We start from the raw sequence: 26,396 nt of genomic DNA on the forward strand, positions 1-26,396 counted from the left end.
GGGGACGGTCAGTCTTCCGCAGCGGTTACGCTGGTCCCGTGGCAGTCGTCGATGTATCCGAAGAGCTGAAGTCCCTCTCCTCGACCATGGGGTCGATCGAGGCCGTCCTGGACCTCGACAGGATGAGGGCCGACATCGCCGTGCTCGAGGAGCAGGCGGCGGCCCCGTCTCTCTGGGACGACCCGGAGAACGCGCAGAAGGTCACCAGCAAGCTCTCCTATCTCCAGGGGCAGCTGCGCCGGACCGAGGAGCTGCGCGGCCGGATCGACGATCTCGAGGTGCTGTTCGAGCTCGCCGACGCCGAGGGCGACGAGGACACGCGCGTCGAGGCCGAGGCCGAGCTGGAGGCCGTGCGCAAGGCGGTCGACGAGATGGAGGTGCGCACCCTCCTGTCCGGTGAGTACGACGCCCGTGAGGCGGTTGTGAACATCCGCGCAGAGGCGGGCGGGGTGGACGCCGCCGACTTCGCCGAGCAGCTCCAGCGGATGTATCTGCGCTGGGCCGAGCGCCACGGCTACAAGACCGAGATCTACGAGACGTCGTACGCGGAGGAGGCCGGCATCAAGTCGACCACCTTCGCCGTGCAGACCCCGTACGCCTACGGGACGCTCTCCGTCGAGCAGGGCACCCACCGCCTGGTGCGGATCTCGCCGTTCGACAACCAGGGCCGCCGCCAGACCTCCTTCGCGGGTGTCGAGGTGCTGCCGGTCGTCGAGCAGACCGACCACATCGAGATCGACGAGTCCGAGCTGCGCGTCGATGTCTACCGCTCCTCGGGCCCCGGCGGCCAGGGGGTCAACACCACGGACTCCGCGGTGCGGTTGACCCACATCCCCACCGGCATCGTCGTCTCCTGTCAGAACGAGCGCTCGCAGATCCAGAACAAGGCGACCGCGATGAACGTCCTCCAGGCCAAGCTGCTCGAGCGGCGCCGCCAGGAGGAGCAGGCCAAGATGGACGCGCTCAAGGGCGACGGCGGCAATTCCTGGGGTAACCAGATGCGTTCGTACGTCCTGCACCCGTACCAGATGGTCAAGGACCTGCGCACCGAGTTCGAGGTCGGCAATCCGCAGGCGGTGCTCGATGGTGAGCTCGACGGCTTCCTCGAAGCGGGGATCCGCTGGCGCAAGCAGCAGGAGAAGTAACTCAACCGTGCGGATCCCCTGCGAGAGGAACGATAAGCGCAGCCTCGAAGCGGGGATCCGTTGGCGTAAGCAGCAGGAGAAGTAAGCCTCCCGATCGCCCCAACCGGCCGCGCACACCGCGGTTTTGGTCACAGTCCTGTACCCATGCATGCGGCAAGCGCTTCCATAGCGGACATCTCGCATGCAATGGCCTTGACGGTGATCTGAAAACTGGGAAGGCTGACGCGCGGCATGCGTATGACTGGGGCGCGTGTTGAGCGGGGGCCGGCGGACCGCCTCGGAGGGATAGGGGCCCGCGGAGACTGAGACACCCCGAGCCGTTGCCCCGTGCATAGCTGCTCCATTGACGAGTACAGCTACTGGGGGTAGCAGGCAGATGACGAAGAAGACGCGGCTGCGCGTCGCGCGTATAGCGGCCGGCGCGGTGATCGCCGCCGGCGCGTCGCTCACCGCCGCCGGCGCCGCATCGGCTGTTGGTGTCGATGTCGGTATCGGCGGTGTGAACGTTTCGGCCGACGCGAACGAGAAGGGCCTGAAGGTCGGCGTCGGCATCGGCAACGGTCACGGCAAGCCGACCGACGAGCCGACCGATGAGCCGACGTCGATCCCGACGGAGCCCACCGAGGAGCCCACCGAGCCGCCGACCGACGAGCCCACCGAGCCGCCGACCGACGAGCCGACCGAGCCGCCCACGGACGAGCCCACCCAGCCGCCGACGGACGAGCCGACCGAGCCGCCGACGGACGAGCCGACCGAGCCGCCGACGGACGAGCCCACTCAGCCGCCGACCGGTGAGCCGACCGACGAGCCGACGGACGAGCCCACCGGTGAGCCGAGCTCGCCCGGCCAGGGTGGCGGCAGCGGTGGTGGTGGCGACGACAGCACCTGCACGGTGGACGTCGACAGCACCAACTGCGACGACAACACCGGCACCGACAACGTCGGCTCCAAGCCGGTGGAGCAGGGCAAGGCCAAGGAGCAGCTGGCTGAGACCGGTGCCTCCGAGACCACGTTCCTGCTGGTCGGCGCCGCCACGATGATCGCCGGCGGTATTGGCTTCCGCTTTGTGCCGCGTCTGGTGAACCGCAACAACGTGGCCTGATCGCGAGCCCTACGCACGGTAAGGGGCCCGGAGCGCTTCGGCGCTCCGGGCCCCTTGTGCGTATGTCCGGCGCCTTTGTGTGATCAGGTTTCTGTGATCAGGGGCACCGCACTCGACGTATGGTGGTCGTAACGCTCCGTTACGCCATCGCCATCTCATGCGCGAGCACGGCCACCGCGATGAGCGCCACCAGCAGCGCTATCAGCGCCGCCGGGGTCAGCCCGCCGAAGATGCCCTCCTGCTGCATGCGCTCCCTGCTGGCCCGGCAGACCGGGCAGCGGCCCTCGCTGACGGGGCTCGCGCAGTTGGCGCAGACGAGCCTGTCGTACGTCATGCGCTTTCTCCTCCCGCGCGGCGGTGCCGCAGTAGACATGGGGCCAACGCTCGGGGAAATGGGTTGGTTCCCCTTCCACTGTGCCAGCTTCCGCCCGGTTCGGCGCGCCCCGCACGATTCCGTGCCGCATCCGTACCGGTTTCGTGGCCGTTTCAGCCGCCACGACAGGCGGATTGTCAACCGTTTGACCCCAATAGTGCAGTGAAGAAACCCACGCGCACCGGACGGCGGACTGCGCGCCCATGCGCGCTTCGCGTATGGTCACGCTCACCGACGGGAGCCGCTTCGGCAGCCCGTACCGCTATCCAGGTCGACCGTGGTGCTCCAGTGATCCGATTCGACAACGTATCCAAGACCTACCCCAAGCAGAACCGTCCCGCACTTCGGGATGTCTCGCTCGAGATCGAGAAGGGCGAGTTCGTCTTCCTGGTGGGCTCCTCGGGGTCGGGAAAATCCACTTTCCTCCGGTTGCTGCTCCGGGAGGAGCGCGCCAGCCATGGCGCGGTCCATGTGCTGGGCAAGGATCTCGCGCGGCTGTCCAACTGGAAGGTGCCGCAGATGCGCCGCCAGTTGGGGACCGTCTTCCAGGATTTCCGGCTGCTCCCCAACAAGACCGTCGGGGAGAATGTCGCCTTCGCGCTCGAGGTGATCGGCAAGCCGCGCGGCGCCATTCGGAAAACCGTTCCCGAGGTGCTCGATCTCGTGGGGCTCGGTGGTAAAGACGACCGTATGCCCGGCGAGCTGTCCGGTGGTGAACAGCAGCGGGTGGCCATCGCCCGCGCGTTCGTCAACCGTCCGATGCTGCTGATCGCCGACGAGCCGACGGGAAACCTGGACCCGCAGACCTCCGTCGGCATCATGAAGCTGCTGGACCGGATCAACCGGACCGGTACCACGGTCGTCATGGCCACGCACGATCAGCAGATCGTGGACCAGATGCGCAAGCGCGTGATCGAACTTGAGAAGGGCCGCCTCGTCCGCGACCAGTCCCGCGGCGTCTACGGCTACCAGCACTGAAAGGACGCCATGCGCGCCCAGTTCGTCCTGTCGGAGATCGGCGTCGGTCTCCGCCGCAATCTCACGATGACCTTCGCGGTCATCGTCTCCGTCGCCCTGTCGCTCGCCCTGTTCGGCGGGTCCCTGCTCATGCGCGAGCAGGTGAGCACGATGAAGGGCTACTGGTACGACAAGGTCAACGTCTCGATCTTCCTCTGCAACAAGAACGACAAGGAGACCTCGGCGAACTGCGCCAAGGGAGCCGTCACCGAGGCCCAGAGGCAGGAGATCGAGTCCGAGCTCAAGCAGATGAACATCGTCGAGTCGGTGCACTTCGAGACCAGTGAGGAGGCGTACAAGCACTACAAGGAGCAGTTCGGCGACTCACCGCTGGCCGACTCGCTGACCCCGGACCAGATGCAGGAGTCCTTCCGTATCAAGCTGAAGGACCCCGAGCGCTATGACGTCATCTCCACGGCCTTCGCCGCCCGGCCCGGGGTGCAGGAGGTCCAGGACCAAAAGGCGCTGGTCGACGACCTGTTCAATCTGCTCAACGGCATGAACTTCGCGGCGCTCGGCGTGATGACGCTGATGCTGGTCGTCGCGTTGATGCTGATCGTCAACACGGTGCGGGTGTCGGCGTTCAGCCGCCGCCGGGAGACCGGGATCATGCGATTGGTCGGCGCGTCCAGCTTCTATATCCAGATGCCGTTCATCATGGAGGCCGCCATCGCGGGGCTGCTGGGCGCGGGCTTCGCCTGTGTACTGCTGGTGAGCGGGCAGTACTTCCTGGTCAACAACTGGCTGGTGGACAAGATCGATGTGATCAACTTCATCGGCTGGGACGCGGTGTTGGCGAAGCTGCCGCTGGTGCTGGCGATTGGCCTGCTCATGCCCGCTCTCGCGGCGTTCTTCGCGCTGCGCAAGTACCTCAAGGTGTGACATTCGCCTAGGGCGCCGTACCGGATAACGCCCGGTACGGCGCCTGTTGGTGCCCTACACTCACCGGCATGTCGGGCCCGTGTTTGTTCGTCCATCCCCGCCGCATTCGCCGCGGGGCCGCCCTGACATTGGTCTTCGTCAGCGTGCTCGCCACGGGGGCGGCCGTCGGTTCCTGGGGCGCCGAGCCCGGACCGCGCAAGGACCCCGAGGCCGCCGGCATACCGGCCCGTACCTACGTCGGCGCGGTCGAGAGCGACCAGGTCAAGGCGGCCGCGGCCGAGGCCGAGGAGGACGGGAAGTCCGGTTCGAAGGCCGCCCGTGAGGTGGTCAGCCGCAGTGGGGACCGGTGGGGCGCGGTCTACAGCGCCCGTGAGTACGAGGGCTTCCGCCAGAACCTCGACGGTGCCTACGTCGGCGTCGGGATCTCCGCCCGCCGGGACGCCCACGGGCGGATCGCGGTGGAGCGCGTGGAGTCCGGCAGCCCGGCCGAGAAGGCCGGCATCCGGGCCGGTGACCGGCTGCGCACGGTCGATCACAAGAATGTGACGGGTCGGCCCGTCACCGAGGTGGTGGCCCTGCTGCGCGGCCCGGCCGACGGCTCCCCGGGCACCCGGGTGGAGCTCGGGCTGCGGCGCGGTACGCACGAGTGGACCGAAGAGCTCCGCCGGGCCCGGCTGACCACGGACCCGGTGACCGTGGACCGGCTCAGCGACCGCGACGACCACCGGCCAGGCGCCGTCCGGATCAAGGTCGACTCGTTCACCAAGGGCACCGGAGAGCGCGTCCGGCACGCCGTGCGCTCCACCCCCCGGGGCGACGGCATCCTGCTCGATCTGCGCGGCAACTCCGGCGGACTGGTCTCCGAGGCCGTCACCGCCGCCTCCTCCTTTCTCGACGGTGGTCTGGTCGCCACCTATGACGTCCGTGGTGACCAGCGGGTTCTCGACGCGCGGCCGGGTGGCGACACCGGCAGCCCGCTGGTGGTGCTGGTCGACGGCGGCACCATGAGCGCCGCCGAGCTGCTCACCGGCGCCCTCCAGGACCGCGGCCGCGCCGTGGTCGTGGGCTCCCGCACCTTCGGCAAGGGCTCGGTGCAGATGCCGAGCGAACTGCCGGACGGCTCGGTCGCCGAGCTCACCGTGGGTCACTACCGCACCCCGGCCGGGCGTAACGTCGATGGTGAGGGGATCGACCCGGACCTGGCGGTCAAGGGCGACGACGGCCCCTCGGCGGAGGCGCGGGCACGCACGGTATTGAGTGGCCTCGGGGGCGGGTCCTAGTGCGAGAATGGCCTGGCTATGGCTAAAGAGACGGGTCGCAAGCTGATCGCGCAGAACAAGAAGGCGCGGCACGACTATCACATCCTGGACACCTACGAATGCGGTCTGGTGCTGACCGGGACCGAGGTGAAGTCGCTGCGCCAGGGGCGAGCCTCGCTCGCGGACGGCTTCGCCCAGCTGGACGGCGGCGAGGCATGGCTGCACAACGTGCACATCCCCGAGTACAGCCAGGGGACCTGGACCAACCACTCGGCGCGCCGCCGCCGCAAGCTGCTGCTGCACCGGGCGGAGATCGACAAGCTGATCGGCAAGACCCAGGAGACCGGGCACACCCTGGTACCGCTGGCCCTGTACTTCAAGGACGGCCGGGCCAAGGTCGAGGTCGCGCTGGCCAAGGGCAAGAAGGAGTACGACAAGCGCCAGACCCTGCGGGAGAAGCAGGACCGCCGCGAGGCCGAGCGCGCCATCTCCGCTGCCCGCCGCCGTCAGCGGGCCTGACCAGCCGGAAGGCGCGCCCCGGGGGGACGGGAATGATGTGGCCCCGTCGCGCGTTGTTCACCTATGATGGCGCTGTGCCCCTACGAGGGCGCGGCACCACCTTTGAAAAATACACATGGGGATGATCGGTTTCGACAGCGGCTGTCGAAGCAGGGGAAGCGAGCCGAGGAAGCGGCAATGATCTCGTTAACCATATGTCGCAACCAATAATCGCCAACACCAAGCGCGATTCCTTCGCCCTCGCTGCCTAAGTAGCGACTTGCGAAGTGTCAGCCCGGGGATGTTCCCGACCCGGATCCTGGCATCGACTAGGGAACTAAACCACTAGACCCGGCCACGGGGTCTGGTGGGAAATAAAACAGTGGCTGAGCCCGTCGGAGACTTGTCCGCGTGATCTCCGGGGCCGAGAAAAGCACAGCGGACTGCGCTCGGAGAAGCCCTGATTCCGCACCGTTGGACGCGGGTTCGATTCCCGCCATCTCCACTCATCCCATGTACGACGAGGGCCCCGCCACCAGGCGGGGCCCTCGTCGTGTTTTGGCGCTCATCAGTGCTCAGCCGAGCCGGTGTTCCCAGCGCAGTGCGGGCCGGCCGTCGATCCAGTACGTGTGGGAGCTGGGGGTGACGCGGAGCCGCATGGCGCTGATGCCGGGGCGGTCGGCGTCCTGCCAGGCGATGAGTGTCCGCTCGATGTCGTCCCACAGTGCCACCGGCCCGCCCTGCCGGGTGGTCCAGCCGGAGCCGTTCTCGGTGAACGCGGCGAAGGATTCACGGTCGGCGTCGAAGACGTAGAGCCGCTGGGTGCCATCGCCCTGGGCTGCGCGTACGAGCTGGGCGCCGGGCGCGGCGAGCTGAGCGAGAAAAGCGGGCATCCACTCCTCCAGCAGGGTCGGCTCCACCTTCGCCTCGCGCTCGCTGTCGGCGTAGGCGGTGCGGGCCGAGAGGTCCCCGGCGAGCGGTTCGACGGCCTGGGAGCGGGCCTGCATGAACGACGACTCTCCGATGATCCGCCCCTCGGCCGTGCCGTCGTCGTGCACGGTGACCTTGGCGAGGCCGGTGCCGTATGCCCAGAAGCCGGGCGCGAGGGTGGTGAGGATGGTGCCGCCCGGCTCGGTCTGGCGTACCCAGGTGTGGGGGATGCGGCGTACCGCACACGTGGCGATCACTCGGTCGTAGGGCGCGCGGCGGGGGTGGCCGAGGAGCCCGTCGCCGGTCACGGTCCAGGTGGAGTATCCGGCGGCTTCCAGTGCGGCATCCGCACGGGCGGCCACGCCAGGGTCCACTTCGATCGTGGTGACGTTGTCCTCTCCGAGCCGGTGGCACATCAGGGCCGTGGAGTAGCCGGTACCGGTGCCGATCTCCAGCGCGGTGTGACCGTCCTCGACGTCCAGAGCCTCGAGCATGCCGACGACCGTCACGGGCGTGGTGGACGACGACGTGGGCACGCCGGGGACGGGTTCGGCGACCTGGTCCGCGGTGAGGTGCCCGTCCAATTGCGTCACCAAGGACTCGTCGCGGTAGGCGATCTCGGATCATTCCTTCGCGTCGGTGCCGAGTGCGGTGGCGGGCCGCCACCGCCCATCGTCGGCGGGCAGGAACACGCCGGGCTGGAGGAACAGCTCACGGGGTACGGCCTCGACCGCCGCGCGCCACTGCGGATGGGTGAGGACTCCGGCCTCCTGGAGCCGGTCGGCGAGGGCACGCCGTTCAGTCGCGGTATCGGGCGTCATCGGGGGTTGTCTCCTTGAGCGAGCAGGTCGGCGAAGGCGGCGGCCATCGGCAGGCCGGTCTTCTCCTCCAGCCACCCCCATTGGCCGTTCGGGTTCAGCTCCGGCGGCGTCCCAGCCCAGCCCGGTGCCGTCGGGGGCGTCGGTCCGGTGGGCGACCTCGCCGTAGTTGAGGGAGGTGGCGGTCACCCGGACCAGCGCCTGGTGGGGGTGGGTTCGGGGTCGGCGGCCTCGCCGAGGCGGAGGCTGAGGGCGGAGGGCTGTCAGAGCCAAGGACCCGGTCAGCGCAAGGCGGCGCGAACGCGGTTCCTCAGTCGCTCGTCGCTGATGGTGTCCAGGCCCCGCCACGCGAAGGCGCTGACCTCCTCGGCCTGCAAGGTCACGTCGCTGCCAGTAGTGGTGCGGAACAGGTAGCGGAAGTCGAAGTGCTGGTGGTCGGGCTCGCCCTTGGCGTCGTTGGCCGGGATGGAGTGTACGTCGACGTGCACCGGGACGGGTGAGAGCGGGGCGATACCAGCACTGATGCCGGTCTCCTCCGCCAGCTCCCGTAGGGCAGCGCCCATGAGGTCGGTGTCGTCGGCCTCCAGATGGCCGCCGGGCAGTAGCCACTTGCCGAGCGCCAGATGCTCGATGAACAGGGCCTGCCCGTCGTCGTCAACCAGGACGGCCCCGGCAGTGGCGTGGCCCCGGAATTCCTTCCGGCTGGTGAGGTCGGCGCCGCCATCCAGCAGATCGAGAACGGGTGCGAGGGTCGTCTTCTCCTCGGGGTGGGTACTTGTGTAGTCGCTGATGACGGCGCGGATCTGGTCGGCCGTGATGGTCATGGGTCTCCCCTAGCGGTTGTAGTAGTTGAGCCAGGTCGCGGCGATGGCGGCACGGTCCTCGGACGGCACCTCGTATATGCCCGGGGCGAGGTCTCCCCGCGCCAGCATGCGGAGGGCGGCCAGTATCTCGGCCTGTACGAGGAAGATGAACGGGCCGACGCTGGCGCCGTGCAGAAAGTTGACGGCGTTGCCGTTGTTGAGCAGATAGAAGTAGTGGCCGGTGGCGAGGTAGCGGGTGATGCCCTCTCCGGCGGCGCTGCGGGTGTAGCTGGCCGGCAGTCCGTCCAGCTCCAGTTCGTCTTCGCTGCTGGTGACGGTGGCGACGTAGACGCCGTTGCGGAGCTGCGGGAAATCCTCGCCGCGCAGCGACAGGGAACCGGTCGCGCACAGGACCAGTCCGGCCTGGGTGAGGGCGTGGTCCCGATCGCGGGCGACGCCGAAGCCCTGGGAGAGGGCCTGGGCGCGCCGGATGGGGCTGACGTCGTACACGGTGACGTGGATGCCCTTGGCGTGCAGGAGGCGGGCGATGCTGGAGCCGAGCTTCCCGAATCCGAGGACCAGGGCGGGGCGGCCGTGCAAGATGTCGCCTCTGCCCCGTAGCAGGGCTTCGGTGGAGAACACGATGGACTGGCCGACGAGGAAGTCCTCCGGGTTCTTGAGCGGTGAGCGGGCCACGGACACGACGGGGCACGGCAGCTTGTCGATCTCGGCGTACCGGCGGTGCCCGTTCTCGGTGTCCTCGACCACGCCGAGAATCCGGCCGGAGAACTGGTCGTACAGAGCTTCCAGTGCGGGGGCGAAGTAGCCGCCCACGTCGAGCAGCAACACGTCGTCGCCCGCCGCTCGCGTCTCCAGATACGTCACGGCGGAATTCGGGTCTGCGAACAGGTCCCGGGACAGTGCGTCGCAGGGGAAGGACCGCTCGACCTCCCGGCGGGCGGTGGTGCTGATCGACTTCGGCTTGGGGAGTACGGCACGCAGGTCCGACAGACCGGCCACGGCCCGGACGAAAGCTGGGCGCTCGGGCAGCAAATGCGTGACCAGGAGCGAAGCGGGCCGGTCGGGCAGCTGAAACCGCTGCACGATGCGGCCGAAGTAGGTATCCAGCCGGGCAAGGTCCGTGGTTTCCACGTGCATCTCCTTACGAAGGCAGGGACGTTCGGTGCTTCGGTCGCTCAGCGGTGGTCTTTGGTCGGCAGGTGACCGGAGACACGGCCGCGGGGGCAGTGACCGTCTCCATGTCGACGGGGGTTCCCGGGTCTTCTGAGAGCTGGAGGCGGAGAGGAGGAGGGACAGCGGTGCTGTCTAGGTTGGTGTTCGTCATGTGAGCGACACTAAAGATGGCGGAAGTTGGGCCTCAAGGAAGTTCTACGAAGTTGCGGGATTTCACCCGAGGGCGTTGATCGCGTCCGTGACGAGTGCCCGGGCGTCGTGGCCGAATACGGCCAGCCGCTGGAGCGCGGAGAATGCTTTCGCATAGATGGCGATCTCTGCTTCGCTGGTGATGCTGATCTCCGCCGACAGCGTTTCGACCTGTATTCGGTCGTCGTCGAAGATCATGAACGTTTCGAGCGGCCACATGCTCCGCGCCACGGTGGAGGGGATGACGCCGAAGGCCACGGAAGGCAGCGACATGACCTCTAGGAGCGAACCGAGCTGCCCCGCCATCACGGCCGCGTCGCCGAAGCGATAGCGCAGGACCGTCTCCTCGACCAGAAGTACGAACCGGTGGTCGCCCTCGTAGATGACCCGCGACCGGTCCAGCCGGGCCGTCGCGGCCTCTGAGGCGTCGTTGGGCGTGCCCTGGAAGTCGCTGATGGTGCTCAGGAGTGCCTGGGCGTAGCCGTGCGTCTGGAGCAGGCCGGGGACGACGTTCGAGCAGTAGACCCGGAACAGACGCGTGCGCTGGTACAGCGGCACTGTGGACTCGTGGATGCGCCGGATGCCCGTACCGTGCAACCGCTTCCAGTCCACATACAGTTGATCGGCGTTGCGGGTCTGGGCTATCAGCTCGGCCACATGTTCCTGTGCGCCGCACGCCTTCAGGTACGCCCGGATATCGGCGTCCTCGGGCAGCGTGACGGCGTTCTCCAGCCGGGACACCTTCGACTTGTGCCAGCCGCACAGGGCCGCCACTTCATACGCCTTGAGTCCTGCCGTTTTGCGCAGGTCAGTCAGACGGGCGGCGACGGCTTCGCGGGCCGCTTGGGCGGCGGACGACGGCGAGACGTTCATTGAGCCAGGTGCCCTGTGCTGCGGCGGGTCAGACCTTGTATTCCTCGTGTGGGATGGCCCGCTCCCATACGGCTTCGAACGCATCGCTGCACAGCTTGGCCACCCGAGGGTCCTCGGTGTACTGCGGCGCGGCTACGTCACCGCCGCCAGTGAAGACGTTGAAGCGCACGGCCCGCTGGTCGATGAGCCAGAAGTCGTTGCCGGGCAGGGCAATGTCCGAGGCACTCGCCCGAGGCAGCCACCGGACCAGCTCGCCCGCCGCGACGTTCGTGAATGTACCGCTGTGCTCGTACTTGATGTAGTCGGTCACCGGTTCGGACACGATGCGAGCTCGACGCATCACGACGCCGCGCCCCACCGTTTCCGCGACCAGGTCGAGCCACGGACGCCACCACGACGACCGGTCCCCCTCGTTCAGGCGGAAGCCGGCAGCCCACCGGGCGAACGGTTCGCGCTCGTTCTCGACGTCGTAGACGTCGCGCATCTCCAGGTGCACGGCGGATTGCTGCGCACCCTTCAGCAGCTCAGCGAAGCTGGGAACGTTCTGCGGCATCGCACGCCTTCCTGATCAGCGGCACCATGCGGGCAGGAACCCGGATGACCGCTTCGGTGTCGGGCTTAGGGCTGTCCTTGGCGCACTCGGCCCGTGTCCTCTCGTCGGCCAGCCAGCCCTGGAGGACCAGTTCCGGTCCACTCTCGGTCGTCTCATCGACCCAAACGGCAGGGCAGTTGCCGTCACCGGTCTCCGGGTCGATGCCGATGAAACGTAGTGCCATGACTGCCTCCTGAGTCCAGAGAGTTGCGCCATGTTGCACGCCGACGCTCGTCGACCGGCGCGAGACGGTCAAGAGCGCAGGGTAGATTTCAGTCACTTCGGAAGGTGGCCGCTGTTACCTCGACCGGCGAGGTGACAAATCGCTCCCCAACTGTGTCCGGCATCGTCCCCCGTGGTCGCGGTCCTGATCTGGTGACGAGCGCGATGACGGCGGCCCCTGTGATCACAGGGGCCGCCGTCCGTGGTCGTTACGTGTGCGGGTCAGGCGGCGGGCAGCCTTCCATCGGCGACGGCGGTGATGAAGGGCGCCCAACCGTCGGGCGACACCAGGAGCGCCGGGCCGTCCGGGTCCTTGGAGTCGCGGATCGCGATCCGGCCGTAGGCGGACGTCGACAGGTCGGCGACCTCCACGCAGTTAGTGCCGTTGCTGCTGTAGGAGGACTTGAACCAGTTGGCGTGGACGAGGTCTCGGGCTATCAGGGTGCGAGCGTCCGTGGTCATGTGGTGATCTCTCCGGATAGTTGATGCAGGAACTTTGGCGTGTCTTCGGGAGGCAGGGCGGACCTCGACAGCGCCTCGAACTGCCGTGAGAACCGCCCGACTTCCCGGCGCTTGTCGGAGATGGACGAGGTACCGAATGGGGTGTCCACCTGGATGGTCGTCGGCATGATGTCGCCGAGGATCATGATGCTGAAGTTGTGGTCGAACAGATACCCGCGCGTCGTCTGGGGGAGTACCTGCACGGTCACGTTGTCCAGTGTGGCCAGTTTGGCGATCTCGTCGTACTGCTCGCGCATCAGCTCGGCGTCGCCGACGATGTGCCGCAGGGCTGGTTCGTAGAGGATGGCCCAGAACCTGAGTGGGTCTTCGTCGCGGGTCAGGGCCTCCTTTCGCCTCATCCTCACCTCGACGCTCTGCTCCACGAATTCAGTCGTGGTCTCGTCGATGGACTTGGCACTCTCGTGTCGCGTGCGGGCGTATGCCTCGGTCTGCAACAGTCCCAGGACGAGGGTCGGGTTGTAGGCCCGGATCTCCTGTGCTGCCGCCTCGATGCCGAGGAACCGTGGCATGCCTGGTGTCAGCTCCGTGGCGAGAGGTGTCCACCACTCCCGGCTGGACGCTTCGCGCTGGACCGCCACCAGCCTCTCCACTTCCTCCTCGTCGGTGACGCCGTAGAGGGTGAGCAGCTTGCGTAAGTCACTCGCGCTACGGAGGTCCTGAAGCCCGGTCTCGACCCGTTGCAGCTTCGTATCGCTGAATGAGAATCCTTGCACTGCGTCCTGGATGCTGAGCCTTGCCCGCTTGCGTAACTCGCGGAGTTCATGGCCGAGTGCGATGCGTCGTGCTGTTGGCCTGTGCGGTGCCGCCATCGTTCTGCCTTTCTGGGGCAACTGCCCCTGTTTCGCGGCGATATGGGCAGCATGACACAGCAACCCTTCGCTGTACCAGTTGATGGGTTAGCTCTGGCATGTGCCGTTTTTTGCTGAGTGGGTGATTCATTGCGGAATCTGTTGTCTGCTCGTCGGGCGGGACACCACAGTGGTCGTGCCGGGAAACCCGGTCAGCAGCACAACCACCGGCCACATGCAGGACCCCCGCGACGCGACTTGGAGGGAGCGTCCGGGGGCGTGGCCATCAACCCCCAGGAGGTTGACGACTTGGCGCACGTTATCGCGTGGATCTTCGAAGCACCGTTACGGCTGAACGGTCGTGGGGCCCACATGGTGCGGCCCTGCCTCGTGACCAACGGACAGCGGAGCCAGAGCCGCCCGTGGGAGGGGTTGGTGTGTGCGCCGCATGGGATGGCGATGGCCCGGTGATCGCTGATGGCTGGACCACATCCGTCCCGTCCCGGGCGTGCACGCTGTGCGCCACCCCCGGCGACTTTGGGCCCCATGACCACGCCGTGCCGCGCTCGGGCCTGTGCCCAGCGTGTATTGCGGCCGCAAAGCCCACCCGCGAAGGACTCGAGCACGCGGTCGTGATCGTCGCTGGACAGACCCTCGCTGGTGCTGAAGCCCTCGATCTGACCGACGCCGCACCGGAAGAACTGGCCTACCATCTGGGCGCGGTGAAGCGGAGTCTGTGCAGCGTGCTCCAGCTCATCGCGCCGCTCGGGGGAGAGGACGGTCACTGATGATCGGCAACCAGCCGGATCGGGACCAGCGGCCGAAGATGACATTGCGCGTCTACACCATGGCGCACAACGGGATCGTTACCGCGCGGAGAGCGGTCGTGGCAGTCCTCGCCGGAGAGAAGAGCGACGCCTACGCGTTGGGGCAGGCGTGGCCGCCGTGCCAGTGTCCCCGTCACCGCGAGCACAATGATCCCCACCGCTTCAAGCGGTCATGAGGCCGCCGTCCGCCTTATGGCCTGATGCTCATGGACGGTCCGGGGCTGGACTGTCCTGGCCCCGGTCGTCTGCCTCCTTCGTGGCAGACGACCGGGGCCGCCCCCTGTCACACCTCAGCCGATGTCCAGGACCGCCTTGCCGTGGAGGCGGCGGTTCAGTAGGGCGGTGACGGCCTCCTCGGCGCGGTCCCAGCCGCCGCGCCAGGCGATGCGGGGGTCGAGGTCGCCCGCCGCGACGCGCTGTGCGAGCCAGCTCAGGTCCGGGCCGATGTCGGGGCGGTCGAGGAGGTAGAAGGTGACGATGGAGCGGTTGTGGCGGCCTTCGTTTCCGTAGAGGGCGCCGAACGGGAAGGTCTCGGGCTGGCCCGTGACGTGGCCGACGGAGACCAGGGTGCCGTGGGCGGCGAGCTTGTCGTACGCCGCCACCAGTTGCGGTCCGCCGACCATGTCCACCACGCCGTGGACCGGTTCGCCGAGCTCCTCCGGCTCCGTGATCACCTCATGTGCGCCCAGCGCCCGTAGATCGTCGCCGTGGGCGGTGGGGTCGCCGGTGGTGGCGATGACATGCGCGCCGCCGAGCCGGGCGAGCTGTACGGCGTACCGGCCGACGCCGCCGGTGGCGCCCGTGACCAGGATGCGCCGGCCGAGGGTGTCGCCGATCCGGCGCAGGGCGCGCAGGGCGCTGGCGCCCGCGACCGGGATGGTGCTGATCGCGCCGGGGTCGGCGGCGGCGGGCGGGAGGCCGAGCATTCCGGTGTCCACCGCGCGCAGCTCCGCCCAGCCGCCGTCCGCGCCCAGGGTGACGACGGGGGTTCCGGCCGCCGGTCCGGAGCCGTCGGCCGCCGCGCGCTCGACCACTCCGGCGGCGTCCCAGCCCAGCACGGTGCCGTCGGGGGCCTCGGTGCGGTGGGCGACCTCGCCGTAGTTGAGGGAGGTGGCGGTCACCCGGACCAGCGCCTGGTGCGGGGCGGGTTCGGGGTCGGCGGCTGCGCCGAGGCGGAGGCCGGAGGGGGAGGAGTGGTCGACGAGCAGGGCGCGCATGGCGGTTCGCCTTTCCGATGGAGGCTGACAACCTCAGTTATGCCACTGAGTGGCAAACGCGTGCAAGTGGCGTCACCGGTGAGGGCTACACTTTTCGCCGTGACCGCCGCTCCCAACCCCTCACTGCGTGAACGCAAGAAGCGGCGCACCCGCCAGGCGCTGATCGACACCGCGCTGGAGCTGTTCACCCGGCGTGGCTTCGGCGGGGTGACGCTGGATGAGCTGTGCGAGGAGGTCGAGGTCTCCAAGCGCACCTTCTTCCGCACCTTCACCAGCAAGGAAGACGTCGCGATGGCCCCCGACCAGGACCTGTGGCGGGCCTTCCTGGAGCAGCTGGAGACCGCGGAGCCGGACGGGCTGCCGGTGGTGGAGCTGGGGCGGGACGCGCTGCTGGCCGCGCTGGAGCGGATGGACGACGAGGGCTGGGCCCGGCGGATGCTGCTCAGCCGGCGGCTGGCCGAGCGGACCCCCTCGATGGGCGCGCACGGTTTGCAGTTCTGTGAGGCCACCACCCAGCGGGCGCTGGAGATCCTGCACCGCCGGTTCGGCCTCGGGGCCCCGGGCGACCTCCGGCCGCGGCTGGCGGTGGACATGCTGGTCGCCGCGCTCCACGGGGCGCTGGCGGGCTGGGTGGCGCGGGCCGAAGAGGCCGACGGGGCGGGCCGTGCCGAGCCGCCCGCCGCCGGGGAACTGGCCGACCGCCTCCGCGAGGCCGTCGCCGCCCTCCCGGGTGGCCTGGCTCTGACGGTCGGGCAACCGGCCGAGCGTGGCTGACGTTCACACCGCGATCCTCAGCTGAAGGCGATCACCAGGCCGAAGCCGAGGAAGATCGTGCCGATCAGGGTCAGGCACGCCGCCGGGCCGAGTATGTGGCGTCGCATCCATACCCGGGCCTTTTGCGACTCGCCCGGGAGGTACATCACGTCCACCCTCCGGCCGGTCGCCAGCCCCAGGCCGATGCCCTGGATCGCGGTCGTGAACTCCACCTTGTAGCCCTGATGGTCGTGGAACCGGATGACCGGCGTCTGGGTCGTGCTCTGGTTCCCGTTCTGGGTTCGGCGGTCCACGATGTTGGCGACCACCAGCCCCTCCGTACGGACTCCCTCGCGGCGCAGCCGCCGCACCAGACGGGCGTCGCGCCAGGCGCAGGCGTAGAGCAACAATCCGACCGCGGCGCACAGCAGATCGGCTCCGGGCACGGCCATCGATGAACCGCCTCTCGTCGTGTCCGAATCCCTGTCCGCCACAGGAGACGCGTTGATACGGAGCTTCGGTTGCCGCCCGCGCGCTCTGTCGCGAAATGACGGGGTGCGGGATCCTCCCGTGGCATGAGCAGACCTGTGAACCGTCGTGCGCGTGCCTGGAGCTGGCCGTCGTTATTGAGCTGGTCGCCGCACAGGGCGGGAGCGGAGTCCGATTATCCGGACATGTGAGGCGGTTACAGACTGGCATGTTCGTGTGTGATCCGTGGCTACTCGTGTGAAGCGGGCGTTCAAGTACCGCTTCACCCAACGGATGCGCAGGCGGCGGAGCTGTCACGCACGTTCGGATGCGTGCGGAAGGTCTACAACATGGCCCTTGCCGCCCGCACCCAGGCGTGGGCGCGTGGGGAGCGAATCAACTACAGCCGCACGTCGGCGATGCTGACGGCGTGGAAGAAGACCGAGGAACTGGAGTATCTCAACGAGGTGTCGTCCGTTCCGCTCCAGCAAGCCCTGCGGCACCTCCAGGCGGCGTTCACGAACTTCTTCGCCAAGCAGGCCAAGTACCCGCGCTTCAAGTCCCGTAAGCGGTCGAGGAACAGTGCCGAGTACACCACGTCCGCGTTCCGGTTCCGAGACGGTGAGCTGACCCTGGCGAAGATGTCAGAGCCACTGAACATTGTGTGGTCCCGGCATCTGCCCGAACGGGCCCAGCCCTCGACAGTGACGGTGTCGCACGACAGCGCGGACCGATGGTTCGTATCCCTGTTGTGCGAGGACCCGGCAGTGGGACCGCTTCCGGCAACGGACGCGGCGATCGGTGTGGATGTGGGGCTGGACCATCTGCTGACGTTTTCCACCGGGGAGAAGATCGTCAATCCCCGGCATGAGCGCAGGGACCGTGCCCGGCTGGCCAGGGCCCAGCGGGCACTGGCGCGCAAGGCCAGGGGCGACGGAGTGAACCGGGCCAAGGCCCGGCGCGCGGTCGCCCGTGTCCACGCTCGAATCGCCGACCGCAGGCGTGACCTGTTGCACAAGATCACCACTCGTCTCGTCCGCGAAAACCAAGTGGTCGTAATCGAGGACCTGACCGTTCGGAATATGGTGAAGAACGGGGCACTCGCCTGTGCTATCTCCGATGCTGCGTGGCGAGAGTTTCGCACGATGCTGGAGTACAAGGCCCAGTGGTACGGCCGCGAAGTGATCGCGGTGGACCGCTGGTTTCCCTCGTCCAAGCTTTGCTCGAACTGCGGCAATCTCGCCGAAGCGATGCCGTTGCACGTCCGTACCTGGACGTGCGGCGGCTGCGGCGTGACCCACGACCGGGACGTGAACGCGGCGAATAATCTTCTGGCCGCCGGGCTGGCGGTGTCTGTCTGTGGAGCCGGTGTAAGACCTCAACGGAGAACTCCGAGCGGGCAGTCGGCGGTGAAGCAGAAACCCCTACAGCGCGAGCCGTAGGGATCCTCCTCCTATTAGGAGGAAGCCAAGAAGCTGTCCAACAACAACATGCCAACGTCCCTCACCTCAACAGCCTGGAGGACGCGATCGTGGTGACGCTCGCGAAGTCCGGCGAGGGCCATGCGGAGGCGGTGCGGCCCCGTGCCGTACGGGGCGCCACGGCCGCCAGGACCGCCACGGCCGACGCCGGACTCGAGTGCTCCTGGGTCAAGCCCCGGCGCTGCTGAGCCGCAGCCGCTACGGCTAAGTGCTCCGGTGGAAGTGCCGCGATGCGTCGTCGGCCGACTGCGGCGCCGTCGTGGCTGGTCGCGCCCGCGCGGCGGAGCCGCACATCGACACAGCCCCGCGCCCCTTCGGGGCGCCGCCCGAACCGTAGCGGGCTTCCTCCGACCTGCTTACGGCGGGGGCAGCGGCACCGTCAGCACCGCCGTCCCCGCCGCCGCGTCGGCGGACTGGCCGCCGGCCACCTCCAGTCGCCAGGGCGCCGAGGTGCCGGTGGCCTCGGCGCGCAGCGCCGTCCCGTCCCGGACGACGGTGAAGGTGGCGGCGGTCGTGCCGTCGGGGCGGGGCACCCGCACGGTGACCGGGTCCGCCGCCGGTTCGTACACCCGTAGCGTGATCCCGTCCGCCCAGTCGGCGTCGGGGCGGTCGTCGGCCGCCCCGAACGGGATCACCGCGCCGGGGCGGGCCAGCAGCGGAACGCTGAGGAAGCCGTGGGTCTCGCGCACCCAGCGTGGGCCGCGCACCGTCCGCCCGCCGGGCAGCTGCGTCCAGACGCCCTCGGGCACGTAGTACGTCACCTCGCCCTCGTCGTCGAAGACCGGGGCGACCAGCAGATCGCCGCCGAGCATGTACTGCCGGTCGAGACCCGCGCACCCCGGGTCGCCGGGGAACTCCAGGGCCATGGCGCGCATCACCGGGATGCCCTCGGTGTGCGCCTGCCGCGCCGCCTCGTACAGATACGGCATCAGCCGCAGCTTCAGCCGGGTGAAGTGGCGCAGCACCGCGACCGACTCCTCGTCGAAGAGCCAGGGCACCCGGTAGGAGGACGAGCCGTGCAGTCTGCTGTGCGAGGACAGCAGCCCGAAGGCGATCCACCGTTTGAACAGGGCCGGGTCGGGGGTGCCCTCGAAGCCGCCGATGTCATGGCTCCAGAAGCCGAAGCCGGAGAGACCCAGCGAGAGTCCGCCGCGCAGCGATTCGGCCATCGCCTCGTAGGTGGACTCGCAGTCGCCGCCCCAGTGCACCGGGAACCGCTGGCCGCCCGCCGTGGCCGAGCGCGCGAAGACCACCGCCTCGCGCTCCCCGCGCCGTTCGCCGAGCGCCTCGTGGACGGTGCGGTTGTAGAGGTGGGTGTAGTAGTTGTGCATCCGCTCGGGGTCGGAGCCGTCCGCGTACACCACATCGGTGGGCACCCGCTCGCCGAAGTCGGTCTTGAAGCAGTCCACGCCCATGTCGAGCAGCGCGGTCAGCTTGGCCGCGTACCAGGCGCGGGCGCCGGGGTTGGTGAAGTCCACCAGCGCCATGCCCGGCTGCCACAGGTCCCACTGCCACACCGATCCGTCCGGCCGCTTCAGCAGATATCCGGCCGCCTTGCCCTCGGCGAAGAGCGGGGAGCGCTGGCCGATGTACGGATTGATCCAGACGCTGATCCGCAAACCCCGTTCGCGCAGCCGGCGCAGCATGCCCTCCGGATCGGGGAAGACCCGCGGATCCCAGGTGAAGTCGCACCACTGGTACTCGCGCATCCAGAAGCAGTCGAAGTGGAAGACGGACAGCGGCAGCGCCCGCTGGGCCATGCCGTCGACGAAGCCGGTGACCGTCTCCTCGTCGTAGGAGGTGGTGAAGGAGGTGGACAGCCACAGCCCGAAGGACCACGCGGGCGGCAGCGCAGGGCGGCCGGTGAGCGCGGTGTAGCGGCGCAGGATCTCCTTGGGGGTGGGCCCGTGGATGACGTAGTACGTGAGCTCCTGGTCCCGGGCGCTGAACTGGATCCGGGAGACCGCCTCCGAGCCGACCTCGAAGGAGACCCGGCCGGGGTGGTCGACGAAGACGCCGTAGCCCGCGTCGGTGAGCAGGAACGGGATGTTCTTGTACGCCTGCTCGGTGGCGGTGCCGCCGTCGGCGTTCCAGATGTCGACGGACTGGCCGTTCTTCACCAGCGGGCCGAAGCGCTCGCCGAGGCCGTAGACGGAGGTGCCGACCCGCAGCGCGAGCCGTTCGCGCAGGTGGTGGTCGCCGTCGGCGGTCTCCATGATGCCCATGTCCTTGACGCCGCTGCTGGTGAGCGCGCGCCCGGCGGCCTCGAACTCCATCCGCCAGGGGCCGGTGCGGGCGAAGCGCACCGAGAGCGCGCCGGAGGTGAGCCGGGCCTCTCCGTCGTCACAGCTCACCTCGGCGTCGTACTGCTCGCGGGCGATCTCGAACGACGGGCCGCGTTCGACCCCGCCCGCGAAGTGGGTGATCCGGATGGCGATGACATCGGGCATGGGGGCGGTGCAGGTCAGGGTGAGGGCCGGGCCCCCCAGCAGATCGCCGCGGTGGTGGACGGGATGGGTGGGGGCGTGGACGGTGAGGGTGCCGGGGCCGGTCTCCACATCGAGCACCCCATGGGGGTACGCGGCGCGGACGCCCTCGCGCAGTCTCCAATAGCCGTCACTGAACTTCATGCGGGGCCCTCCTCGTCATTTGACCGCGCCCATGGCGATGCCACGGGTCAGGGTCCGCTGGAAGATCAGGAAGAAGCAGAACGCGGGGAGCACCCCCAGCAGGGCGGCCGCGTTGGTCATGGTGGCGTCCATCAGCCGCTGGCCCTGGAGGACACCGAGCGCCACCGAGACCGTCTGGTTGTCGTTGGAGATCAGCATCACCAGGGGCAGCAGGAACTCGTTCCAGGTCCAGATGAAGAAGAAGACCAGCAGTACCCCGATGGTGGGACGGCTGACCGGCACCACCACCCGCCACAGCACCTGCCATTTGTTGGCGCCGTCGATCCGTGCCGCCTCGATGATCTCCTTGGGGAAGGCGCCGAGCACGGAGGAGAGCAGATAGGTGCCGAAGGCCGACTGGATCACGGTGAAGACGATGATCACGCTCAGCCGGGTGTCATACAGACCCACCTGCTTGGACAGGTAGTAGACGGGGTAGACCAGGGCCTCCTGCGGCAGCATGTTGGCCAGGACGAAGAAGGCCAGTACCCAGGGGCGGCCCCTGACCCGCCCGACGCCGATCGCATACGCGTTGAGCACGGACAGCAGCGCGGCGAGCACCGCCACCGAGCCCGAGATCAGCACGGAGTTGAAGAGCTTCTGTCCGAAGTCCACCCGCTGCCAGAAGTCCCGCAGCCCGTCCAGGTGGATTCCCTCGGGCAGGCTCAGCGGGCCGTTCGCGGAGTACTCGGCGGGCGACTTCACCGCGTTGAGGGCCACCACGAGGAACGGCAGCACCATGAGCACGGCCGCCACGATCAGCGCGGCCAGCACCGGATAGCGGACCGGGGCGCGGTGTCGCTCAGGAGCCTTCACTGGTCCTCCGCCCGGGTTTGCAGACGCAATGCCACCAGGGCCAGCGCCAGGATGATCACGGTGAGGGCGGTGGAGACCGCGGAGCCGTAGCCGACCTGCGTCTTCTCGAAGAAGGACTGGAAGGAGAAGTACGAGGGGACATTGGTGGCCCCACCGGGCCCGCCCTTGGTGAGCACATACACCGCGCCGAAGACCTTGAGCGCCGCGATGGTGCACCACAGCAGCACGACATAGATCTCCGGGCGGATCTGCACCAGCGTCACATGCCAGAACCGCCGCCACCACGAGGCCCCGTCCAGCTCGGCCGCCTCGTGCAGGGACGGGTCGGCGCGCTGGAGCCCCGCCATGAAGACCACCAGCGGAAAGCCCAGCTGGACCCAGACCATCACGGCCATCACGCTGTAGAGCGCGAAGTCCGGGTCGCCCAGCCAGTCATGGCGCAGCGAGCCGAGGCCGACGGCGTCCAGCGCCTCGTTGAGCGCGCCGTTCTCCGGGGCGAGGATCCAGCTCCAGACGATCCCGGCCACCGCGATCGGCAGCACCTGCGGCAGATAGAAGCAGGCGCGCAGCACGCTCGCCGTACGGGTGCCGATGTGCTTGGCCACATAGTCGAAGAGCGCGGCGGCCAGCACCAGGCCGAGGGCGGTGGGGAGCACCGCCATCGCCACCACCATGGCCAGGCTGTGCCGGAAGGACTCCCAGAAGGCCGAGTCGTCCAGCAGCTCGCGGTAGTTGTCGAGCCCGGCCCACTTCGGGCTGCCCACGCCCTGCCAGTGGGTGAGGCTGATCCCCGTGTTCATCAGGAACGGGACGACGATGACGGCGAGGAAGGCCAGCGCGCCGGGCAGCAGGAACAGGGCGTACGGATACTCGCGGCGCCGCCCTCGCACGCCGTGGCCGTGGGAGCTCATCCCTTCGGCGCGCCCGCGTCGTACGCCTTCTTCAGCGCGTCCAGATAGTCATCGGGCTTCGCGCTGCCGGTGATCAGCTTCTGGGTCTCGGAGACGAGGGTGTCGTAGAAGCCGGGGACCGGCCAGTCGGGGTAGAAGGCCAGGCCGTCGCCCTCGGAGTAGGCGGTGAAGTCCTGGATCAGGCTCTTGGACTTGGGGTCGGTGATCGCTGAGGGGTCGGCGGCCACGGGCACTCCGCCGTTGTTGCCGAGGGTGTTCTGGATGCCCTTCTTCATCGTGATGTCGATGAAGTCGTAGGCGAGTTCCTTGTTCTTGGCGCCCTTGGGGACGACCCAGAGATTGCCGCCGGAGCCGAGGGTGAGCTCGGAGCCGGGGAAGCGGAACGTGCCCCACTGGTCCTTCATCTCGGACTTGAAGCGGCCGAACCACCAGCTGCCGGAGAAGAACATCGGGTACTTCCCCGCGATGAAGGCCGCGCCCGCGTCCTCGGCCTTGGCGCCGCTCGAACTCTTCGCGATATAGCCCTTCTTCACCCAGTCGGCGAAGGTGGTGGCGCCATAGGTCCAGGCGGGGTCGTGGAAGTCCGGCTTGCCCTTGTACCGCTCGTAGGCGTCCACCCAGGAGCGCTCGGCCTTGGAGAGGGCGAGCTGGTAGACGTACTGGTGGGCGGGGTATTCGGCGCCCGCGCTGGCCAGCGGGGTGACGCCCTTGTCCTTGAACGCCTCCAGGGCGGCGGTGAATTCGGCGAAGGTGGCCGGGACCTCGATGTGGTGCTTGTCGAAGAGGGTCTTGTTGTAGAAGACCATCGTGTACTCGGCGTAGTTGGGGATTCCGTACCAGTTGCCGGAGCCCATCACGCCCTGGGCGTCATAGCGGCTGGTGGTGCGCACCCCGGGGCTGAGCGGCTTGTCCCAGCCGCGCTTGGTGACCTCGGGGGTGAGGTCGGTGAGCAGGCCCTGTTTGGAGAGCAGCCCGGTGGTGGCGTTGCCCTTGTTGTACTCCATCAGATCGGGCGCGTCACCGGAGTTGAGGACCATGGAGGCGGTCTTCTGGATCTGTTCGAAGCCCTTCTCCTCGACCTTCACTGTAACGCCCGGATGGCTCTTCTTGAACTCCTCGATCGCCTGCTTCCAGGCGATGCCCATGGCGCTGTTGGGCGCCTCGTAGTGCCACAGCCTGAGCGACTTGCCGTCCCCGGCCTCGTCCCCGCCGCCTCCGCAACCCGCCATGACCAGGGCTCCTGCGAGCGCGGCCGCTATGACGGCCACCGTTCGTGTCGTCCGTTTCCGTGCCGTCAACATCCGCTGCCTCCGAGAGGGTTGGAAGGAATGGCGCACGTGCAACGTTCGTCGAAGCGCTTCGATGGGGAGAGGTATACGAGGGGTGGTGGAGGTAAGTCAATGCCGTTGATGAAACGGGTGGGGGTACCCGGAGGCGTGGCGGGGAGGCGGTCAGCCCCGATGGACCTGGCGCACCGTGCGGAGGAAGGCGCCCAGAACGCTCGGCACCGGCCCGAAGCGGTGGGCGAGGTGGAACTCCAGCCCGGCGGCGGCCGGTTCCAGCGGCAGCAGGGTCACCCCCACATGCCGGAAGCGCCGCATCCCCGCCGGTCCGATGCCGATCCCCAGCCCACAGGCGACCAGCCCCAGCAGGGTGTGCAGATTGTGCGCCTCATGCGCGATCCTCGGCTCCACCCCGGCGGCCCGGCACACGGCGAGCGCCACATCGGCGGCGGCGGGCTCGGCCTGCCGCGAGGAGAGGATCAGCGGCTCGCTGTCCAGCGCCCGTACGGGCACGGCCGCGGCACTGGTGAGCGGATGGCCGGACGGCACCGCGGCCACCAGGCTCTCCCGGCCCAGCGGAAGGCTGGTCAGCCGCCGCCGGGCGGCCGCGGGTGGCGGGCCGCAGATGACCCCGGCGTCCAGGCCGCCGTCCAGCAGCGCCTCGACCTGCCGGGCGCTGGGGAGCTCCCGCAGCTCCAGCCGGACCTGCGAGCGGCGGGTCCGGAAGGCGGTGAGCACCTCGGGCAGCACGGCGGCCAGCGCGGTGCCGAGGAAGCCGATGGCGAGCGTGCCGGTCTCGCCGCGGCCGGCGTCGGCCGCGTCCCGTACGGCGAGGTCGAGGTGGTCCAGCACCTGCCGGGCCCGGGCCAGGAACGCCTCACCCGCGGCGGTGGGCCGCACCCCGTGCCCGGTGCGGTCGAAGAGCTGTACGCCCAGCTCGGTCTCCAGCGCCTTGATCTGCTGGGACAGCGGCGGCTGCCGGATGCCCAGCGCGGCGGCGGCCCGGCCGAAGTGGGCGTGCTCGGAGAGGGCGAGCGCATAGCGGAGATGGCGCAGCTCCATAAGGGTCAAGCCTATATCTGATCGCGAATAATCCCTTCACGTCTCATATATCGAAGGAGAAAGTACCGCCGCTCCGATGCTCGACTGCGGGACATGAACGACACGAACGGCACAGACGAAGTACACGAGCACCGCGAGACGACCGTCGAGGGCGTACGGCTGCACTGGGTGCGGGCGGGTTCGGGGACCCCCGTCGTACTGCTCCACGGCTGGCCGCAGACCTGGTACGCCTGGCGCAAGGTGATCCCCCGGCTCGCCCGCGACCACGAGGTGTTCGCGGTGGACCTGCCGGGCCTGGGCGACTCGGGCTCTTCCCCGCGCGGCCACGGCGTCCGGATCGCCGCCGACCTCCTCGACGCCTGGCGCGCCGAGGTGGGCCTGGACCGGGTCCATGTCGTCGGCCACGACCTGGGCGGCCCCATCGGCTACGCCTGGGCCGCCGCCCACCCCGCCCACGTCCGCAGCTTCACCCTGCTCGCCGTGCCCCTGCACGGCTTCGGGCTGAACGAGCTGATCGCCCGCGCCGGGCTCTGGCACTTCGGCTTCTTCGCGGCGCCCGGCCTCGCGGAGGGGCTGGCCGAGGGCCGGGAACGGATCCTGCTGGAGCACTTCTACGGCCACGCCATGGAGACCGGGGCCATTCGCCCCGCCGACGTCGACACCTATCTGCGCGGCTACACCAGGCCGGGCCGGCTGGCCAACGGCTTCGCGTACTACCGCAACGTCCCCGCCGACACCGCCGCCATCGCCGAACTCGCCCGCACCCCGCTGCCGATGCCCACCCTGGCCATCGGTTCCGGCCGGGCCGGTGGCCCGGCCCCCCTCCACAGCCTCGGCCAGGTCGCCCCGGCAACGCGCGGCGCCGTGATCGACGACAGCGGCCACTACCTCCCCGAAGAACGCCCGGGCCCTCTTCTGTCCGTGCTCAGTCCCTTCCTGACGGAGGCCGACGCGGCGTAGGGCGATTCCCGCCGCCTGCACGCTGCTGCTTGATCACCAAGCTGTGATCTGTAGGAGGTAGACGCGCTCGTGCCGGGGAACCACCTGGCAGAAGAACATGCCGCCGGGCACCAGAACGTTCTCGCCGCGCGGCGACGGCCCCTGGTATGCCGTGCCGTCCAGGTACAGGGCGGCCGCTGCACGGACCAACTCGTCCGCCTTCTTCTCCACTTCGGCGAGCAGAGCGGGCGGGGCGCCGCCCGCGACCTCATCTTCGCTGGGGTCGTACTCCCATGCCCAGCTCACGCAGTGGCCTCCCGGGCCTCGTTCACCACGGCCAGGAGTTCGTCCATGGCGGCCCGCCAGGCCGGGTCGTCCTTGGCCAGGCCGTGCACCGCGTGCTCGGCGTTACGCCGTCGTGCGGCCAGGTCGGGGCGGCGCTCGATCTCCACCTCGCCGGCCCAGATGGTCAGCCATTGGCGGATGGGGCCGAGGTTGTTGTGTTCGGCGGCCAGGGCGAACGCCTCGTTCTTCTGGGTTTCCATCTCGCCCAGCCGATGGGGCGCTACGCGGGCGAGCGCGAGGCGCAGCGATTCGGGAGTGCGCTCCGGCCGGGGGATGAGGCCCCCCGCAGGCGGCTCCATGGGGTGTGCGCTCATGCGGTCCTCCGGGCTGTTCGGTGTCCGTATGCACCGTACTGGCCATACGGGGACCCGCGTGGTGGGCGGCGGCTTGTATGACGAATGCGGCCGATGGCAGGGGG

The 26,396-nt window shown here is 68.7% G+C and carries 28 protein-coding genes, 1 other RNA gene and 3 pseudogenes; 13 read left to right on the plus strand and 19 right to left on the minus strand.

Going from position 1 to position 26,396, the window contains the following annotated elements:
* Window positions 1-38: 38 nt before the first annotated feature.
* Complete coding sequence (gene prfB, locus NQU54_RS35550) at window positions 39-1,145, plus strand: peptide chain release factor 2 (RefSeq protein WP_257634625.1); 1,107 nt, start codon at window positions 39-41, stop codon at window positions 1,143-1,145.
* Window positions 1,146-1,521: 376 nt separating this feature from the next.
* Window positions 1,522-2,247, plus strand: a complete 726-nt coding sequence (locus NQU54_RS35555; protein WP_257634626.1) for an LPXTG cell wall anchor domain-containing protein — start codon at window positions 1,522-1,524, stop codon at window positions 2,245-2,247.
* Window positions 2,248-2,386: 139 nt separating this feature from the next.
* Here NQU54_RS35555 and NQU54_RS35560 read toward each other — a convergent pair whose 3' ends face one another.
* Entirely contained in the window at window positions 2,387-2,581 is a 195-nt protein-coding gene (locus NQU54_RS35560) for a hypothetical protein (protein ID WP_257634627.1), read from the minus strand.
* A 327-nt stretch (window positions 2,582-2,908) separates the two neighbouring features.
* Here NQU54_RS35560 and ftsE point away from each other — a divergent pair, with 327 nt between their 5' ends.
* From ftsE to ssrA, 5 genes are all read left to right on the plus strand, one after another.
* Window positions 2,909-3,598 (plus strand): cell division ATP-binding protein FtsE, encoded by a 690-nt coding sequence (ftsE, locus tag NQU54_RS35565; RefSeq protein ID WP_069863504.1) that lies wholly within the window; start codon window positions 2,909-2,911, stop codon window positions 3,596-3,598.
* 9 nt (window positions 3,599-3,607) lie between these two features.
* Window positions 3,608-4,519, plus strand: a complete 912-nt coding sequence (ftsX, locus tag NQU54_RS35570) for a permease-like cell division protein FtsX (protein ID WP_069863511.1) — start codon at window positions 3,608-3,610, stop codon at window positions 4,517-4,519.
* 68 nt (window positions 4,520-4,587) lie between these two features.
* Window positions 4,588-5,799: a S41 family peptidase gene (locus tag NQU54_RS35575; RefSeq protein ID WP_257634628.1), complete on the plus strand. Its 1,212-nt coding sequence runs from the start codon at window positions 4,588-4,590 to the stop codon at window positions 5,797-5,799.
* An 18-nt stretch (window positions 5,800-5,817) separates the two neighbouring features.
* Window positions 5,818-6,297: an SsrA-binding protein SmpB gene (gene smpB / locus NQU54_RS35580; RefSeq protein ID WP_079257863.1), complete on the plus strand. Its 480-nt coding sequence runs from the start codon at window positions 5,818-5,820 to the stop codon at window positions 6,295-6,297.
* 117 nt (window positions 6,298-6,414) lie between these two features.
* Window positions 6,415-6,784: a transfer-messenger RNA gene (ssrA, locus tag NQU54_RS35585) on the plus strand.
* 67 nt (window positions 6,785-6,851) lie between these two features.
* On the opposite strand, the pseudogene tgmC reads toward ssrA, so the two are convergent.
* The 9 genes and pseudogenes from tgmC to NQU54_RS35635 all read right to left on the minus strand — a co-directional run bounded on the left by tgmC (window position 6,852) and on the right by NQU54_RS35635 (window position 13,228).
* Window positions 6,852-8,027, minus strand: a pseudogene (tgmC, locus tag NQU54_RS35590) (ATP-grasp peptide maturase system methyltransferase).
* Window positions 8,024-8,128 (minus strand): annotated as a pseudogene (locus tag NQU54_RS35595) (ATP-grasp ribosomal peptide maturase); the annotation flags it as partial. The pseudogenes tgmC and NQU54_RS35595, both read right to left, overlap by 4 nt.
* Before the next feature lie 177 nt (window positions 8,129-8,305).
* Window positions 8,306-8,848 carry an NUDIX hydrolase gene (locus NQU54_RS35605; protein ID WP_257634629.1) on the minus strand — a complete coding sequence of 181 codons (543 nt, stop codon included), beginning with the start codon at window positions 8,846-8,848 and terminating at the stop codon, window positions 8,306-8,308.
* Between the two features lie 9 nt (window positions 8,849-8,857).
* A complete protein-coding gene (locus NQU54_RS35610; protein WP_257634630.1) occupies window positions 8,858-9,979 on the minus strand; it encodes an adenosylhomocysteinase in 1,122 nt (373 codons plus the stop codon).
* A gap of 255 nt (window positions 9,980-10,234) precedes the next feature.
* Window positions 10,235-11,083 carry a helix-turn-helix domain-containing protein gene (locus NQU54_RS35615; RefSeq protein ID WP_257634631.1) on the minus strand — a complete coding sequence of 283 codons (849 nt, stop codon included), beginning with the start codon at window positions 11,081-11,083 and terminating at the stop codon, window positions 10,235-10,237.
* A gap of 28 nt (window positions 11,084-11,111) precedes the next feature.
* Window positions 11,112-11,636, minus strand: coding sequence for a DUF6879 family protein (locus NQU54_RS35620; RefSeq protein ID WP_257634632.1), 525 nt, complete (start codon window positions 11,634-11,636; stop codon window positions 11,112-11,114).
* Window positions 11,608-11,859: a hypothetical protein gene (locus NQU54_RS35625; RefSeq protein ID WP_257634633.1), complete on the minus strand. Its 252-nt coding sequence runs from the start codon at window positions 11,857-11,859 to the stop codon at window positions 11,608-11,610. The genes NQU54_RS35620 and NQU54_RS35625 overlap by 29 nt, the downstream gene beginning before the upstream one ends.
* A 260-nt stretch (window positions 11,860-12,119) precedes the next feature.
* On the minus strand, window positions 12,120-12,359 hold the full coding sequence (locus NQU54_RS35630) for a DUF397 domain-containing protein (protein ID WP_257634634.1): 240 nt from the start codon (window positions 12,357-12,359) through the stop codon (window positions 12,120-12,122).
* The gene (locus NQU54_RS35635) at window positions 12,356-13,228 is read right to left on the minus strand and encodes a helix-turn-helix domain-containing protein (protein WP_257634635.1); all 873 of its coding nucleotides are present in this window, start codon (window positions 13,226-13,228) and stop codon (window positions 12,356-12,358) included. The genes NQU54_RS35630 and NQU54_RS35635 overlap by 4 nt, the downstream gene beginning before the upstream one ends.
* Before the next feature lie 611 nt (window positions 13,229-13,839).
* On the opposite strand from NQU54_RS35635, the gene NQU54_RS35640 reads away from it, so the two are divergent.
* Both NQU54_RS35640 and NQU54_RS35645 read left to right on the plus strand, forming a co-directional pair.
* Window positions 13,840-13,995, plus strand: a complete 156-nt coding sequence (locus tag NQU54_RS35640) for a hypothetical protein (protein ID WP_257634636.1) — start codon at window positions 13,840-13,842, stop codon at window positions 13,993-13,995.
* Entirely contained in the window at window positions 13,995-14,210 is a 216-nt protein-coding gene (locus tag NQU54_RS35645) for a hypothetical protein (RefSeq protein ID WP_257634637.1), read from the plus strand. The genes NQU54_RS35640 and NQU54_RS35645 overlap by 1 nt, the downstream gene beginning before the upstream one ends.
* A gap of 114 nt (window positions 14,211-14,324) precedes the next feature.
* Here the strand turns inward: NQU54_RS35645 and NQU54_RS35650 are convergent, their stop codons facing one another.
* Entirely contained in the window at window positions 14,325-15,251 is a 927-nt protein-coding gene (locus NQU54_RS35650; protein ID WP_257634638.1) for a zinc-binding dehydrogenase, read from the minus strand.
* 99 nt (window positions 15,252-15,350) lie between these two features.
* Here NQU54_RS35650 and NQU54_RS35655 point away from each other — a divergent pair, with 99 nt between their 5' ends.
* Window positions 15,351-16,025, plus strand: coding sequence for a TetR/AcrR family transcriptional regulator (locus NQU54_RS35655; protein ID WP_257634639.1), 675 nt, complete (start codon window positions 15,351-15,353; stop codon window positions 16,023-16,025).
* 17 nt (window positions 16,026-16,042) lie between these two features.
* On the opposite strand, the gene NQU54_RS35660 is transcribed toward NQU54_RS35655, so the two are convergent.
* A complete protein-coding gene (locus tag NQU54_RS35660; RefSeq protein ID WP_257634640.1) occupies window positions 16,043-16,456 on the minus strand; it encodes a DUF3592 domain-containing protein in 414 nt (137 codons plus the stop codon).
* A 262-nt stretch (window positions 16,457-16,718) separates the two neighbouring features.
* Here NQU54_RS35660 and NQU54_RS35665 point away from each other — a divergent pair.
* A pseudogene (locus NQU54_RS35665) lies at window positions 16,719-17,914 on the plus strand (RNA-guided endonuclease InsQ/TnpB family protein).
* Window positions 17,915-18,003: 89 nt separating this feature from the next.
* Entirely contained in the window at window positions 18,004-18,141 is a 138-nt protein-coding gene (locus NQU54_RS35670; RefSeq protein ID WP_257634641.1) for a hypothetical protein, read from the plus strand.
* Window positions 18,142-18,309: 168 nt separating this feature from the next.
* Here the strand turns inward: NQU54_RS35670 and yicI are convergent, their stop codons facing one another.
* The 5 genes from yicI to NQU54_RS35695 form a co-directional block, all read right to left on the minus strand.
* The gene (yicI, locus tag NQU54_RS35675) at window positions 18,310-20,583 is read right to left on the minus strand and encodes an alpha-xylosidase (RefSeq protein WP_257634642.1); all 2,274 of its coding nucleotides are present in this window, start codon (window positions 20,581-20,583) and stop codon (window positions 18,310-18,312) included.
* 15 nt (window positions 20,584-20,598) lie between these two features.
* Entirely contained in the window at window positions 20,599-21,363 is a 765-nt protein-coding gene (locus NQU54_RS35680) for a carbohydrate ABC transporter permease (RefSeq protein WP_069864164.1), read from the minus strand.
* 71 nt (window positions 21,364-21,434) lie between these two features.
* Entirely contained in the window at window positions 21,435-22,349 is a 915-nt protein-coding gene (locus NQU54_RS35685; protein WP_257634643.1) for a carbohydrate ABC transporter permease, read from the minus strand.
* Complete coding sequence (locus tag NQU54_RS35690; RefSeq protein ID WP_257634644.1) at window positions 22,346-23,650, minus strand: extracellular solute-binding protein; 1,305 nt, start codon at window positions 23,648-23,650, stop codon at window positions 22,346-22,348. Before NQU54_RS35690 ends, NQU54_RS35685 begins: the two co-directional genes overlap by 4 nt.
* A gap of 150 nt (window positions 23,651-23,800) precedes the next feature.
* A complete protein-coding gene (locus NQU54_RS35695; RefSeq protein ID WP_257634660.1) occupies window positions 23,801-24,694 on the minus strand; it encodes a LysR family transcriptional regulator in 894 nt (297 codons plus the stop codon).
* Window positions 24,695-24,787: 93 nt separating this feature from the next.
* Here NQU54_RS35695 and NQU54_RS35700 point away from each other — a divergent pair, with 93 nt between their 5' ends.
* Entirely contained in the window at window positions 24,788-25,654 is an 867-nt protein-coding gene (locus NQU54_RS35700; protein WP_257634645.1) for an alpha/beta fold hydrolase, read from the plus strand.
* 33 nt (window positions 25,655-25,687) lie between these two features.
* On the opposite strand, the gene NQU54_RS35705 is transcribed toward NQU54_RS35700, so the two are convergent.
* Both NQU54_RS35705 and NQU54_RS35710 read right to left on the minus strand, forming a co-directional pair.
* The gene (locus tag NQU54_RS35705; RefSeq protein ID WP_257634646.1) at window positions 25,688-25,939 is read right to left on the minus strand and encodes a hypothetical protein; all 252 of its coding nucleotides are present in this window, start codon (window positions 25,937-25,939) and stop codon (window positions 25,688-25,690) included.
* A complete protein-coding gene (locus tag NQU54_RS35710; RefSeq protein WP_257634647.1) occupies window positions 25,936-26,292 on the minus strand; it encodes a hypothetical protein in 357 nt (118 codons plus the stop codon). Before NQU54_RS35710 ends, NQU54_RS35705 begins: the two co-directional genes overlap by 4 nt.
* Window positions 26,293-26,396: the final 104 nt, after the last annotated feature.

It is taken from the genome of Streptomyces malaysiensis subsp. samsunensis, from assembly GCF_024519315.1.
Lineage (GTDB): Bacteria > Actinomycetota > Actinomycetes > Streptomycetales > Streptomycetaceae > Streptomyces > Streptomyces malaysiensis.